Origin of the sequence: Odoribacter sp. Z80 (assembly GCF_009935865.1) — a bacterium.
Lineage (GTDB): Bacteria > Bacteroidota > Bacteroidia > Bacteroidales > Marinifilaceae > Odoribacter.
Genome location: NZ_QWEL01000006.1, coordinates 20,202 through 34,873 on the forward strand (window position 1 = coordinate 20,202; position 14,672 = coordinate 34,873).

The 14,672-nt window shown below is 43.9% G+C and carries 14 protein-coding genes and 1 pseudogene; 14 read left to right on the forward strand and 1 reads right to left on the reverse strand.

The window, feature by feature from the left end; genetic code table 11:
• Positions 1-22 precede the first annotated feature (22 nt).
• The 10 genes and pseudogenes from D1136_RS06925 (at position 23) to D1136_RS06970 (ending at position 10,335) form a co-directional block, all read left to right on the forward strand.
• Positions 23-1,015: a MoxR family ATPase gene (locus D1136_RS06925; protein WP_161876903.1), complete on the forward strand. Its 993-nt coding sequence runs from the start codon at positions 23-25 to the stop codon at positions 1,013-1,015.
• A gap of 41 nt (positions 1,016-1,056) precedes the next feature.
• Positions 1,057-1,926, forward strand: a complete 870-nt coding sequence (locus tag D1136_RS06930; protein ID WP_161876904.1) for a DUF58 domain-containing protein — start codon at positions 1,057-1,059, stop codon at positions 1,924-1,926.
• 13 nt (positions 1,927-1,939) lie between these two features.
• Positions 1,940-2,977, forward strand: coding sequence for a hypothetical protein (locus tag D1136_RS06935; protein WP_237567012.1), 1,038 nt, complete (start codon positions 1,940-1,942; stop codon positions 2,975-2,977).
• Positions 2,978-3,004: 27 nt separating this feature from the next.
• Complete coding sequence (locus D1136_RS06940; protein ID WP_161876905.1) at positions 3,005-3,997, forward strand: VWA domain-containing protein; 993 nt, start codon at positions 3,005-3,007, stop codon at positions 3,995-3,997.
• Between the two features lie 33 nt (positions 3,998-4,030).
• On the forward strand, positions 4,031-5,056 hold the full coding sequence (locus tag D1136_RS06945) for a VWA domain-containing protein (RefSeq protein WP_161876906.1): 1,026 nt from the start codon (positions 4,031-4,033) through the stop codon (positions 5,054-5,056).
• A 22-nt stretch (positions 5,057-5,078) separates the two neighbouring features.
• Positions 5,079-5,867 carry a tetratricopeptide repeat protein gene (locus D1136_RS06950; RefSeq protein ID WP_161876907.1) on the forward strand — a complete coding sequence of 263 codons (789 nt, stop codon included), beginning with the start codon at positions 5,079-5,081 and terminating at the stop codon, positions 5,865-5,867.
• Positions 5,868-5,893: 26 nt separating this feature from the next.
• Positions 5,894-7,729, forward strand: coding sequence for a BatD family protein (locus tag D1136_RS06955; RefSeq protein WP_161876908.1), 1,836 nt, complete (start codon positions 5,894-5,896; stop codon positions 7,727-7,729).
• 13 nt (positions 7,730-7,742) lie between these two features.
• Positions 7,743-8,495: a tetratricopeptide repeat protein gene (locus tag D1136_RS06960; RefSeq protein ID WP_161876909.1), complete on the forward strand. Its 753-nt coding sequence runs from the start codon at positions 7,743-7,745 to the stop codon at positions 8,493-8,495.
• 119 nt (positions 8,496-8,614) lie between these two features.
• A pseudogene (locus D1136_RS06965) lies at positions 8,615-9,700 on the forward strand (DNA polymerase III subunit gamma/tau); the annotation flags it as partial.
• 47 nt (positions 9,701-9,747) lie between these two features.
• The gene (locus D1136_RS06970) at positions 9,748-10,335 is read left to right on the forward strand and encodes a hypothetical protein (RefSeq protein WP_161876911.1); all 588 of its coding nucleotides are present in this window, start codon (positions 9,748-9,750) and stop codon (positions 10,333-10,335) included.
• A gap of 118 nt (positions 10,336-10,453) precedes the next feature.
• Here the strand turns inward: D1136_RS06970 and D1136_RS06975 are convergent, their stop codons facing one another.
• Positions 10,454-11,209, reverse strand: a complete 756-nt coding sequence (locus tag D1136_RS06975; RefSeq protein ID WP_161876912.1) for an SDR family NAD(P)-dependent oxidoreductase — start codon at positions 11,207-11,209, stop codon at positions 10,454-10,456.
• Positions 11,210-11,381: 172 nt separating this feature from the next.
• On the opposite strand from D1136_RS06975, the gene D1136_RS06980 reads away from it, so the two are divergent.
• The 4 genes from D1136_RS06980 to D1136_RS06995 all read left to right on the forward strand — a co-directional run bounded on the left by D1136_RS06980 (position 11,382) and on the right by D1136_RS06995 (position 14,666).
• Positions 11,382-12,104, forward strand: coding sequence for a porin family protein (locus D1136_RS06980; protein WP_161876913.1), 723 nt, complete (start codon positions 11,382-11,384; stop codon positions 12,102-12,104).
• Positions 12,105-12,115: 11 nt separating this feature from the next.
• Complete coding sequence (locus D1136_RS06985; RefSeq protein WP_161876914.1) at positions 12,116-13,657, forward strand: NAD(P)/FAD-dependent oxidoreductase; 1,542 nt, start codon at positions 12,116-12,118, stop codon at positions 13,655-13,657.
• Positions 13,658-13,774: 117 nt separating this feature from the next.
• A complete protein-coding gene (locus tag D1136_RS06990) occupies positions 13,775-14,044 on the forward strand; it encodes an HU family DNA-binding protein (protein ID WP_161876915.1) in 270 nt (89 codons plus the stop codon).
• Between the two features lie 67 nt (positions 14,045-14,111).
• Entirely contained in the window at positions 14,112-14,666 is a 555-nt protein-coding gene (locus D1136_RS06995; protein ID WP_161876916.1) for an NUDIX hydrolase, read from the forward strand.
• Positions 14,667-14,672: the final 6 nt, after the last annotated feature.

Here is a 14,672-nt window from a genome sequence, read left to right on the forward strand (position 1 = left end):
AACAACTTTAAAATTATAAAGTATGGATACTGTTGATATCAAAGCATTGAATGAACGCATACAGCAGGAGAGTTCGTTTGTCGATATGATAAACATTGAAATGAACAAGGTGATTGTGGGACAGAAGCATTTGGTAGAAGGACTTTTGATTGGTATGCTTTCCAATGGACATATTTTGCTGGAAGGAGTTCCTGGTTTGGCAAAAACTTTGGCTATTAATACATTAGCTACAACTATTGATGCTAAGTTCAGTCGTATACAGTTTACGCCTGACCTTTTGCCGGCCGATGTGCTTGGTACCATGATTTATTCTCAAAAGCGGGAAGAGTTTGTCGTAAAACACGGGCCTATATTTGCTAATTTCATTCTGGCTGATGAAATCAACCGTGCTCCGGCCAAGGTGCAGTCGGCTCTGTTGGAAGCCATGCAGGAACGTCAGGTTACTATCGGGGATACGACCTACCGGTTGCAGGAACCTTTTTTGGTGATGGCCACCCAGAACCCCATTGAGCAGGAAGGTACTTATCCGTTACCGGAAGCACAGGTCGACCGTTTTATGCTGAAGGTGGTGATTGATTATCCTAAGAAGGAAGAGGAAAAACTGATTGTCCGCCAAAATATGGAAAAATCCTTTCCCCAGGCGAATACCATTTTAAAACCTGCCGATATTGTGAGGGCCAGGGAGGTCGTAAAGGATGTCTATATGGATGAGAAAATCGAAAAATATATCATTGATATTGTTTTTGCCACGCGTTTTCCCCAGGATGCCGGGTTGGAGAAGTTTGTGAATATGATTTCCTACGGAGGTTCCCCTCGTGCCAGCATCAGCCTGGCGAAAGCAGCCAAGGCGTATGCTTTTATTAAACGTAGAGGATATGTTATTCCGGAGGATGTCCGTGCTGTATGTCATGATGTGCTCCGCCACCGTATCGGCCTGACTTATGAAGCTGAAGCGAATAACATTACCAGTGAGGATATTATTAATGAAATCCTGAACCAGGTTGAAGTGCCCTGATAAGCGGTAGGTCGTGTCCTGTATACTTTTAATCTTTATTTATGGAGACTTCTGAATTATTACAAAGAGTCCGGAAGATTGAAATCAAAACCCGGGGATTGTCCAGCAATATCTTTGCCGGAGAGTATCACTCTGCTTTCAAGGGCAGGGGTATGACTTTCAGTGAGGTCAGGGAGTATCAATACGGAGATGATATCCGGAATATCGACTGGAATGTGACGGCTCGTCATAATCATCCTTATGTAAAGGTTTTTGAGGAGGAACGTGAATTGACAGTGATGCTGATGATAGACGTCAGTGCTTCCCGTAATTTTGGTACCGTTTCAAAGCTGAAGAAGAACCAGATTACGGAGATTGCTGCTGTGATTGCTTTTTCAGCGATTCAGAATAACGATAAAATCGGAGTAATTTTCTTTTCCGATAAGATAGAAAAGTTTATTCCGCCGAAGAAGGGCCGGACTCATATATTGCATATTATCAGGGAGTTGATAGATTTTGTACCGGATGACAAACAGACCAATATCGAACAGGCTTTGGAGTATGTGACCAGTTCAATAAAGAAGCGTTGCACTTGTTTTGTGATTTCGGATTTTATAGATGAGCATGATTTTTCGCATGCTTTGTCTATTGCGAACCGGAAACATGATGTAGTTGCTTTGCGGATATACGACCCCCGTGAGAATGTGCTTCCTCCGGTGGGGATGATGTATTTGCGGGATGCTGAGACCGGCGAGCGGATGTGGGTAGATACCTCCGACCGGAAATTGCGGGATGCCTATGAAAAATATGCTTTTGTACGGGAGAAGGAACTGGAGTCTACTTTCAAGCGTTCGGGAGTGGATGTGGCTCACATCCGTTCGGATGAAGATTATGTCAGGGCTTTGATTGCTTTATTTAAGAAAAGAGCTTAGGAAAACGTAAGTTATGATGGGTTTAAAACAAATATGGGTTTGTCTGTTGCTGTTGGCAGGAATTGGAGCGGGGAGGGCGCAAAATGTGGAATATGGGGTTGCGTTGGACACCAATTACATGCTTATCGGAGATCAGCAACATTTGACCTTTCAGGTACGCAGTGACGGACAAGTGAAGGTGGAGTTTCCTTTGTTGAGAGATACGGTGGTGCAAGGGGTGGAAATTCTTTCGGGTCCTCTGCGGGATTCTGTCAGAGAAAAAAACGGAAAATGGCTGATAGAGGAAAAGTATTTGATTACGGCATTCGATACAGGGGTGTATGTTGTGCCTTCAATGCCGGTAAAGATTATAAATCAGGATTATAACAATGTCTTGCGGACAGAACCGGTTTCTTTTGTGGTGAATACCTATCAGGTAGACCCTCAGAAAGGGAATTATGACATTGTATATCCTTATGATGCTCCCTGGACTTTCCGGGAGATTCTGCCTTATTTGCTCTGGAGTTTGTTGGGGGTAGGCCTTCTGCTGGTGGGAATATGGTTCTGGCGGAGGCGTAAAAAGAATAAGCCTTTGTTTGTGGTGAAAAAAGAAGAGATACCCCCGTATGTAAAGGCTATCCGTTCTTTGGACGAAATCAAGGAAGAGAAGTTATGGCAGGCAGGCCGGGAAAAAGAGTATTATACCCGTTTGACAGATACGGTCCGGTTATATTTGGATGAGGAGTTCGGGATTGCTGCCATGGAACAGACTTCGGGAGAGATTATGACGGCTTTGAAAGAGAAACCGGAAGTTGAAACGAAGGAGCGGGAAAGGATGGAGGAATTGCTTTCTACGGCTGATTTTGTGAAATTTGCCAAATACACCCCTTTGCAGGATGAGAATGCCCGCCATTTGGAGATGGCTTATGGTTTTGTGAATAGTACTCACCAGAGGAAGCAGGCTGAAAAACTTGAGCAACAGAAAGCAGAGGAAGAGGAAAACAGACGCCATGAGGAGGAAAAGAAGGGTACATTGGATTCCGGAACCGCTATAGGGGAAAGTAATAATTAGTGTCATGCAGGGTAAAATTTAAAGAATATGTTTGGATTCGAATTTGCAAACCCGGAATATTTTTGGTTGTTGGTACTTCTGGTGCCGATGATATTGTGGTATGTTTTGCGGGAAAAAAAATCCTATGCCGATTTGCAGTTTTCTTCTTTGCGGGCATTTAAAGGAATGAGGCATACCGGAAAAATCTGGATGCGGCATTTGTTGTTTGTGTTGCAGGTGTTGGCCATTTTTTTTCTGGTGGTGGCTTTGGCCCGTCCTCAGTCGAGTAATAACTGGCAGACTTATACCAGTGAAGGAATAGATATTGTACTGGCTTTGGATATTTCCGGCAGTATGCTGGCCCGTGATTTTACCCCGGACCGTCTGGAAGCGGCTAAGGAGGTGGCTACTAAATTTATTCTGGAACGTCCTCAGGATAAGATAGGACTGGTGATTTTTGCCGGGGAGAGTTTTACCCAGTGTCCTTTGACCACAGACCAGGCTGTATTGGTGAATTTAATGAGGGAGGTACAAAGCGGGATGATAGAGGATGGTACGGCTATTGGTTTGGGTTTGGCGAATGCGGTAAATCGTCTGAAAGACAGTCCGGCGAAATCGAAGGTTGTGATTTTATTGACCGACGGAGTAAACAACCGGGGGGCTATTGCTCCCCTGACCGCAGCGGAGTTGGCGAAAGCATATGGCATTCGGGTGTATACGATTGGAGTGGGGACTTACGGGGAAGCTCCTTATCCGGTACAAACGCCGTTTGGTGTGGAGTTGCGTAATGTTCCGGTGGAAATTGATGAGGAGGTATTGCAGCAGATTGCTCATTTAACGGATGGAAAATATTTTCGGGCAACGGATAACAATAAATTGAAACAAATTTATCAGGAGATAGACCAGTTGGAAAAGAGTAAAATAGAAGTGAAGCATTTCAGCAAAAAGGAGGAACAGTATTTTATTTTTGGATTGGTCGGTCTGTTTTTGTTGATTACACAGGCCTTGTTGCGTTATACTTTACTGAGAAAAATTCCGTAGTAACTCATTACGACATCATAAAATAATTTGGTTATGTTTAGATTTGCCCATCCTGGATTATTATACCTTTTGATTGTTATTTTACTACTGGTTGTTTTTTATGTAGTAATGGTCGGGAAGAAAAGGAAAGCGATTGCGGAGTTTGGAAATCCGGAACTGTTGAAACCTTTGATGCCTTTGCTTTCTTTTAAGCGGGGTACATGGAAGTTTGTAATGCTGATGCTGGCTTTGGCTTTTGTGATATTGGGGGTTGCAGGTCCGCAGTTCGGCTCTAAGTTGCAGCAAGTGAAAAAGAAGGGAGTGGAGCTGATGATTGTTTTGGATGTATCCAATTCGATGATGGCTCAGGATATCAAGCCCAGTCGTTTGGAAAAGGCTAAAATGGCTATTTCCCGTATGGTGGAAAAGTTGTCTGATGATAAAGTGGGGTTGGTGGTATTTGCCGGAGATGCCTATGTTCAGTTGCCTATTACTACGGATTATTCTTCTGCCAAGCTTTTTTTATCGGGTATCAATACGGACATTGTGCCTGTGCAGGGAACGGCAATCGGTTCGGCGATAGACCTTGCTGCCCGTTCTTTTACGCCGGAGGCAGAGACTTCGAAAGCTATCATTGTCATTACAGACGGTGAAAATCATCAGGATGATGCTATCATTGCCGCCAAGCGAGCCCATGAAAAAGGGATTGTGGTTCATACCATCGGAATGGGGCTGGAACAGGGCGCTCCTATCCCTCAAAAGGGTGCTTCCGGCCAATTTATGAAGGACGGACAGGGAAATGTGGTGATCTCCAAACTGGATGAGAATACCTTGCAGGAAGTGGCTAAGGCTGGAGAGGGAGTGTATGTTCGGGCCAGCAATACGGATGTGGGGTTGAACCAATTGCTGGATGAAGTGAATCAGATGGAAAAGACCTTACTGGAAGAGAGGGTATATAGTGATTATGCAGAAAAATATCAATATTTTCTGTTGGTGGGTTTGTTCTTCATTTTGGTTGAATTTATGATTTTGGGAAGGAAGAACAAGTATTTTATGAAGATCAATATTTTCAGAAGATAAGACGTATTAATAATATCGGTGAATGATGAAAGCGATAATCAGTTTTGTGGCGGGAGTGATGTTGTGGGGGATGGCTATGTCCGGCATGGCTCAAACGGAAAGGAAATTCATTCGGGAAGGGAATGATTTTTTTGAAAAGCAGGATTTTGAGAAAGCGGAAGTGGAATACCGCAAGGCTTCGGATAAAAGAGCCGAGTCGTTTGAAGCTGCCTTTAACATGGCGGATGCCTTGTATAAGCAAAAAAAATATGAGGAGGCTTTGTCACAATTTACTGCCTTGGCTAAGAAAGAGACTGATAAAGAACGATTGGGTGAGATTTACCATAATATCGGGAATACTTTATTGGCTATGCAAAAGACGGATGAGAGTATAGAAGCGTATAAAGAATCGTTGAGGAATCGTCCTGCTTCAGAACCGACTAAATATAATCTGGAATTTGCCCGGCAGAAACAACAGCAGGAGCAAAATAAAGACCAGCAGAATCAGGACAAAAACCAAGACCAGGACCAAAACCAGGATAAAGAGGAACAGGATCAGGACAAAGAGAATCAGAACCAGGATCAGAACCAGGATCAGGGAAAGGACCAGGATAAGAAGGACCAGCAGGAGCAAAATAAAGATCAGCAAAATCAGGATAAAAAAGACCAGCAAGGTCAGCAGCAGGAACAGCCTTCGAAAATTTCCAAAGAGGATGCTGAGCGGTTGTTAGAAGCTTTGCAGAATGATGAGAAGAAAGTGCAGGAGAAGGTGCAGAAACAAAAAGTGCAGGAGCAGAAAGCAAAGAAAATGAAAATTGAAAAAGATTGGTAATTTTGCAGGATTTTAAACGTATACAGATGAAACAACTCGGATTAGTCATATTATTGTTTGTTTGTTCGTTGGCTTTTTCCCAGAATGTGGAATTTAAGGCATCGGCGCCTTCTGTGGTGGCTGTGGGAGAAGAGTTCAGACTGTCTTATACTTTGAATAAGGAAGGTTCTAATCTGCAATTGCCGTCTCTGGAAGGATTTGATTTGTTGATGGGGCCCTCGACCAGCCAGTCTTTTATGTCTTCTACCGTAAACGGACGAACGACCCAAAGTGTGTCTTATACTTATACTTTTGTATTGGAGGGAGTAAAGGAGGGGACTTATGAAATACGTCCGGCTACGGTAATGGTGGACGGTCGGTCGTATCAATCGAATGGAGTAAAGATTGAAGTTGTCAAGGGAAGCGGAAACGGCGGTACGGGAAACCGCAGGGAGCATCAGGCCGTACAGCCTGATGCTTCTGCTTCTTTGAATGAGAATAATTTGTTTGTAAAGGTAGAGGTTTCCCGGCGTAATCTGTATATAGGGGAAAGTCTGGTAGCAACCATAAAGGTGTACTCGAAAGTGGACCTGACTAATTTCGGACGCAGTAAATTTCCTTCTTTTGACGGTTTCCTGGCAGAAGAGGTGCCGACACCCCAACGGATTGAATTGGTGCGGGAGAATTATAACGGGCAGATTTATAATGTAGGGGTCATCCGGAAAATGTTATTGTATCCTCAACATACGGGTGAGATTACCATAGAGCCTTTTGAATTGGAATGTATTGTCCGTCAGCGTCTGACGGGGGGCGGACGCAGTTTCTTTGATGATTTCTTCGGAAATTACCGGGAAGTCCGGGCCATGCGTCGCAGTAAGCCGGTAGTCGTTCAGGTGAAGGAATTGCCTTTGGCCGGTAAACCGGTTGGTTTTAGCGGTACTGTGGGGAATATCAGCATGTCTACCTCTATTTCTGCCGATACTGTAGATGCCAATGATGCGGTCACTTATAAGGTTGTTTTCCGGGGAACCGGAAACTTAAAATTATTGCAGGCTCCTGCTATTAATTTTCCTCTTGATTTTGAAACTTATGACCCCAAAGAATCGCGGGATATCCGGGTGACGGAAAATGGCATGAGCGGGACAGTTTCTTTTGAATATCTTGTTATTCCCCGTTATTCCGGAGAATATAAGATTCCGGCTGTACAATACTCTTATTTTGACTCTCAAAGCGGTAGTTATAAGATACTTTCCGGGAAAGAATATAAGGTTTTTGTGCGAAAGGGGACTGAGAAAGGGCTTGCTGGCGGAAATAACGGTAGTACTGTCCATTCTTTTAAAAAGGAGGATATCCGTCAGGTGGGGGAAGATATTCGTTACATCAAAACAGGTGAGCTGCACCTGAGGCCGACAGGGGTACGTTTTTTGGGGACGCCTGCTTATTGGCTGTCTTTGTTTATTCCGTTGTTCCTGTTTATTGCGGGGGCTATATTGAACCGGAGAAGAATCAAAGCGAATAGCGATATGGCCCGGGTAAAAAATAAGGCGGCAACCAAAATGGCCCGGAAGCGGTTGAAAGCGGCTGCATTGGCTATGAAGTCTCACAATGCGGAGCGGTTTTATGAAGAAGTATTGAAAGCTTTATGGGGGTATATGAGCTATAAATTGAATATAGACCGGGCCGAACTGAATCGTGATAACATCAGTGATATTTTGCAGAAGAAGGGGGTTCAAGAGAGTGCTTTGAAAGAGTTTATCGGGGTATTGGATACCTGTGAGTATGCCCGGTATGCTCCGGGGAGTAATTCTGACCAGGAGATGGATAAAGTCTATACTTCCAGTATTGACGTGATTACTAAATTGGATAAAAGCATAAAAGGCTAAATTGTCAAAAGAGATGAAAAAGATATTATGCATAGGATTTATACTGTGGTTGGGCCTGGGGAGGATTACGGCATCCTCTCAGGTTCCGGAACAGGCCGGACAATATTATGCTGAGGGAAAATACAGTGAAGCCGCTGGCCTGTATGAAAGCTTATTGGCTGAGGGGCAGGAATCTGCCGGATTGTATTATAATCTGGGAAACTGTTATTATAAAATGGGCGAGAATACGAAAGCCATACTGAATTATGAGAGGGCCTTGCTGTTGAAGCCGGGCGATGAAATGGCCCGTTACAATTTAAAGATGGCTCAACAGGCTATTGTGGATAAAATTGAGGTTTTACCGGAATTGTTTTTGGTCAGATGGTATAGGGCTTTGGAAAATCATTTTTCTGCTGACCAGTGGGGATATATTTCTGTGGCTTTATTTATTTTGTTTCTCGGTATGGCTGCTTTGTTTTTTTACTCCCGTTCCATAGGGGTGAAAAAAGTGGGATTTTCGATTGGTATTCTGTCTTTTTTACTGACACTGGGAACAGTGTATTTTGCCATGAGGCAGAATGAGCGGGTTACAGAGAGAGAATATGCGATTATTACTACTCCCAGTGTTACCGTCAAAGGAGCTCCTGATAAGAGCGGTACCAGTTTGTTCCTGATTCATGAAGGTTTAAAGGTAAAAGTCGTCGGAGAGTTAGGTGACTGGTATAATATTCGCTTGGCAGATGGCAATGAAGGCTGGATAGCTAAAGCCGATCTGGAGAAAATCTGATGATTGCAGAGAAAATCGAAAAGTGGGCAGAGATTTGGGAATACAGGAAAACCTTACTAACTTTATGCCCGCAATGGTCATGGGCTATGGTCCGTAACCTCCGGTTTAGAATTTGATTTATGGAAAATTTTATCGTTTCAGCCCGAAAATACAGACCTGCGAGTTTTGATACGGTGGTGGGGCAGTTGGCTATTACCTCTACTTTGAGGAATGCCATTGTGAATCACCAATTGGCGCAGGCTTATTTGTTTACCGGTCCGCGGGGAGTGGGCAAAACGACATGTGCCCGTATTTTTGCAAAGACCATTAACTGCATGAATCTGCAGCCCAATGCAGAGCCTTGCAACGAATGCGAATCCTGTAAGGCGTTCAATGCCGGGCGTTCGTTGAATATTCACGAATTGGATGCTGCGTCAAACAACAGCGTGGACGATATCCGGGGTTTGGTGGAGCAGGTAAGGATATTGCCCCAGGTGGGGAAATACAGCGTCTATATCATTGATGAGGTGCACATGCTGAGTACGTCGGCTTTTAATGCTTTTTTGAAAACATTGGAGGAACCGCCAGCACATGCTGTGTTTATTCTGGCCACTACCGAAAAACATAAGATATTACCTACCATCCTGTCCCGTTGTCAAATTTATGATTTTAACCGGATGAAGGTCGGCGATACTGTGGAGCATTTGAAATACATTTCTGCTAAAGAAGGCGTTACAGCTGAAGAAGCGGCTCTGGATGTGATTGCCCAAAAGGCGGACGGGGCGATGCGGGATGCTCTTTCGATTTATGACCAGGTGGTCAGTTTTTGCGGAAAAAACCTGACTTATGACCAGGTCATCAAGAATCTGAATGTACTGGATTTCGATTATTATTTCCGGCTGACGGATTTGTTTTATAACGGGAAAGTCGCAGAGGCTTTGTTGCTTTTTGATGAAATTCTCGGAAAAGGTTTTGACGGAGGTAATCTGTTGGCCGGATTGGGGAAACATTTCCGGGATGTACTGGTTGCCAGGGAACCGTCTACAGTTCAGCTGCTGGAAGTGAGTGCCGGCGTAAAGGCGCGGTATGCCAAGCAGGCAGAGGAGTGTTCTATTGATTTCCTCTATGAGGCTTTAAAAGTGGTGGAGCAATGTGAAATGCAATATAAAGTACGGATGGAAAAGAGGTTATGTGTTGAGATTGCTTTTATCCGTCTTTGTCAGATCAATGAATTAAAAAAAAAAATCTGAGGGCTTCGGAGTTTTCCGGCCTGTTGAAAATTCCGGGGTTTAACGGAAAATATGAATCAGCCACCCGGGAAATAAAAAATCAGGTTACTTCTTCTTCGTCTGTTCATCGGGCGGCAGAATCTGTCAAAGGACGCCCTGATGCTTCTTTCAAGATCAAGGATTCGTTCCGTGAAGTCAGCCAGAATCAACCTGTTGCAAAGGTTCGGATAGTGGCGGAGGAAAAAAAAGGGCCAATTTCTGCCAAGGAAGTGATTCAGGAAAAAGGAGTATTGGATGCCATCGAAAATTTTATTGCCGTACATCATCCGGAAGTAAGTATTACGAGTGCTTTGCGAAGTCATCGTCCGGTGATTGAACAGGAGCAGATTACTATTTTTGCAGATAATCAGCTTCAGTTGGAAAAGTTAGAAGCCTTAAAGTCTCATATGCAGAATGCTTTTATGAAAGACCTGAATAATGGTTTTCTTTCCGTAGTCTTTAAATTGTTTGATGTACAGACCACCAATGAAGAAAAGAAGCTTTTTACTGCCAGTGAGAAATTTGACCATTTTCTGGATCTCAATCCGGTGGTCGGTGATTTGAAAAAAATTTTCGGACTGGAGCTGGAATAACTTTAGGATTTTATTTTGATTTTAGATTTACGATTGGCGGTTTTTGCTTTGACAGGGGAGACCTGTTTGTGCGTGAATCCGGCCCGTAAATCTAAAATCGTTATTTATGAGTGGTTTGTTATTCCCTGTTTACATCTCTGGAGTTTGCCTGTGCCGTAGGCATGATTACGATGTCATTCAGGCAAACGTGTGCCGGTCTGGTAATGGCGAAGAGGATGGTGTCGGCAATATCTTCGTTGGTCAGGGGTGTCATGCCTTTATACACATTTTTAGCTGCTTCTTCATCTCCTTTGTAGCGTACGATGGAGAATTCGGTTTCCACCATTCCGGGAGCAATGTTGGTTACTTTGATGTGATGTTTCAGCATATCGACGCGCATGGCTTTAGACAATGCATCGACAGCGTGCTTGGTGGCGCAGTAGACATTTCCTCCGGGATATACTTCTTTTCCGGCGATAGAGGCCAGGTTGACAATATGTCCGTTTTGCCGGGCTACCATCAGGGGAGCGACTTCCCGGGTGATATAAAGCAGTCCTTTGATATTGGTGTCTATCATCCGTTCCCAGTCTTCTAAAAGTCCCTCCTGGATGGGATTAGTGCCGACAGCTAAACCGGCATTATTTACCAATACTGCAATGTTTTGCCATTTATCTTCCAATTGCCCGATAGCTGTTTTGACGGCTTCTGGATCTCTGACATCGAATGCCAGAGGTAGCACTTCGGCTCCCATCCTGCGAATGTCATCCGCCAGTTGAAGCAGGCGTTCTTTCCGCCGTCCGCTGATAATTATATCGAATCCTGCTGCGGCAGCTTTTAAGGCAGTGGCTTTTCCTATTCCGGATGTTGCTCCGGTGATGAATGCTATCTTTTTCATAAAAAAGAGTTTAAAGATTATTCAAAAGTGGTATTTATATGCAGTGTGAACATGTATATAAATATCTTCAAAATTATACTTTTTCACTTTAAAAGCAGCAGAGATTTGGGGAAAACAATGAAATTAACTACTTTCGTCCCCATTCCATATGAGGAAGAGTGAAAGCAGAATTATGATAAGAAAGCTTTTCTGTATCGGCTTGTTGGTGTTTTATTTTTGGTGTTGTGATGCACAGAAAATAATGAGAAATACCAGTATTCTGAATTATCAGCGGGGAGACAGGACCTGGATGCATTTCGGTTTTTCTTTGGGAATCAATTACATGGATTATAGGGCTGTTTTGTCCGGAGTCAATGATTGGAGGGCTGAAACCGGGAAGTTAGATGTTGGTTTTCTGGTAGGAATCATTTCTGAGCTTCGGATTTGTGATGATCTGGGATTGCGTTTTTTACCTGCACTGGAATTTTCATCCCGTTCATTGGTTTATACTCATATTCCTGAAACCGAGAATAATAAACAGTATGCTTACAATGAATCGGTTTATGCATCTTTGCCTTTGATGTTGAAGTATAAGGCGAAACGCATCAATAATTTCAGGCCTTTCATTGCGGCAGGGGCCAGTTATAAGTATGATTTCCAGAAACATGACCGGATAAATCCGGATAAGTCTGTTTATTTCCGGACCAATCAGGGGGATGTATTTCTGGAAACAGCCGGCGGTTGTGATTTCTATCTTCCTTACTTTAAATTGGGTATCGAACTACGTTTTTCAATAGGGTTGACGGATGTTTTGGTGCATCGTCCTGACCCTTCCATTCCCGGTTTTGAGAATTATACCTATGCTTTGAAAAGATTGAGGGCGCGTGTGTTTACGGTTTGTTTTAATTTTGAATAAATTCTCGTATCATGTATAAGGAAATACAACTCAGGGTAAAACCAGAGGTGGCAGGGGTTGCGGAGGTTTTGAAAAAGTTTGTTGCCCGGAGTGAGGGGATTCTGCCTGAACGGATTAAACATATTGAAGTGGTTCGGCGTTCTGTAGATGCCCGTCAGAAAGAGGTTTTATTTAATTTAACTGTGGGCATCCATATTGATTGCGTGGAAAAACGGGAAAAGGTGTTCCTGCCGGCTTACCGGGATGTGAGTGGTGCGGAGCCGGTCATTGTCGTAGGGGCTGGTCCGGGAGGTTTGTTTGCAGCTTTACGGTTGATAGAAAAAGGTTTTTGTCCGATTATATTGGAACGTGGTAAGGCTGTTGATTTGCGAAAAAAGGATCTGAATAGCTTGTATAAGACCGGAGTGGTGAACGAAGATTCAAATTTTGGTTTCGGGGAAGGAGGGGCCGGTACTTTTTCTGACGGGAAATTGTATACCCGGTCTAAAAAAAGAGGAGATGTCAGGCGGGCTTTGGAAATTCTGGTATTTCACGGCGCTCATGAACATATTCTGGTGGATGCCCATCCTCATGTGGGCACTGATAAACTGCCGGGAGTAATTGTGAATATGCGCAAAACGATAGAAAAATACGGAGGGGAAGTGCATTTTAATACCCGGATGACGGATTTGTTGTTGAGTGGGAATCAGGTGTGTGGGGTGGTAGCTGGAGGAAAGGAGTTTTTAGCCCGTCATGTGATTCTGGCTACCGGACACTCTGCCCGGGATGTATACCGGATGTTGTGGCAAAAATCCGTGTTGCTGGAGCCCAAGGATTTTGCGGTGGGATTGCGTTTGGAACATCCTCAGCAGGATATAGATTGTATGCAGTATCATACAGCTTCGGGACGGGGTCCCTGGCTTCCTGCTGCAGAATATAATTTTGTAACGAATGTGGAGGGCAGGGGTGTTTATTCATTTTGTATGTGTCCGGGAGGAGTGGTTGTTCCTGCTGCCACAGCCCCAGGACAGCAGGTTGTAAACGGAATGTCTTCTTCTGGCCGGAATACGCCGTGGGCTAATTCTGCCATCGTAACGGCAGTGGGAAAAGGAGAACTGGAACGTCTGCAGTTTGGAGGCCTTTTCGGGGGTGTGGATTTTCAGGAATACCTGGAGCACAAAGCCTGGGAGGAGGGTGGTGGAGGGCTGATTGCTCCGGCTCAGGTATTGCCTGATTTTTTAACGGGAAGAGAAAGCCGTCTGTTGCCTTCCGCTTCTTATAAGCCGGGAATAAGGAGTTCCAGGATGGATGTATGGTTTCCGGAGTTGTTGTATAAACGTCTTGTTGCAGGTTTGTCGCATTTTGGCCGGCGGGCGGGAGGATTTGTTTCGGACAGAGCTTTGTTGCTGGGAGTGGAAACCCGTACTTCCTCTCCGTTACGGATTCCCCGGACGGAAGGGAGGATGCATCCTGAGATAAAGGGTTTATACCCTTGCGGGGAAGGTGCTGGCTATGCCGGAGGAATTATTTCTGCTGCTTTGGACGGGGAAAAATGTGCAGAAAGTATAGATTAATGTATAAAGATCTTGTTTTTTTTAAATTTTTTTCTTTAAAGTGTTGACAGCGTCAATAAAATCGCTACATTTGCCTCTAATAAAAGGTTTAAAACTCTAACCCTAAAAATTAATAGTATGAATAAAGCTCAATTAATCGACGCTATTGCTGAAAAAGCAGGTTTAACAAAAGCAGATTCTAAAAAAGCCCTGGAAGCTTTCGTTGCTACAGTTGGTGAAGCATTGAAAGGTGGGGATAAAGTTGCTTTAATCGGATTCGGATCTTTCTCTGTATCTGAAAGAAGTGCAAGAAGCGGAAGAAATCCTCAAACTGGTAAAACCATTACCATTCCGGCTAAGAAAGTTGTTAAATTTAAAGCAGGAGCTGAATTGGCAGATCAATTCTGATCAAGATTTTTTTACGGAAGAAGGGGTGTTTATTCAAACACCCCTTCTTTTTCTATGTCTTATTCCAATGAAAGAGCAACAAATAGAAAACTGGAAAGTCCTTTCTTCTGAATACATTTCCCATGAACCCTGGTTTACGGTGCGCAGAGAGAAAGTACAATTGCCTAATGGAAGTATAATACCTTCTTATTATGTATTGGAGTATCCTGCCTGGGTTAATGTTATTGCAGTCACTAAGGAGGGGAAAATGGTTATGGAGCGGCAGTACCGGCATGGATTGGGGATGGTTGGTTATGAACTTTGCGCCGGGGTGGTTGATCCTTCCGATGCTAATCCGATGGAGGCTGCAAAACGGGAGTTGTTGGAAGAAACCGGATATGGAAACGGAGAGTGGCAGCAGTGGATGGTATTGAATGTCAATCCCGGGACACATACTAACCTGACTTATTGTTTTTTGGCTATAGGGGTGGAAAAGGTCGGAGAGAGGAATCTGGAACCGACGGAAGATATTGCAGTAGAGTTGTTGAATCCAGAGAAGGTAAAGGATTTATTGTTGCGGGATCAGATTCTTCAGGCTTTGCATGCAGCACCTTTGTGGAAATATTTTGCTATGGACAAATAAAAGAAA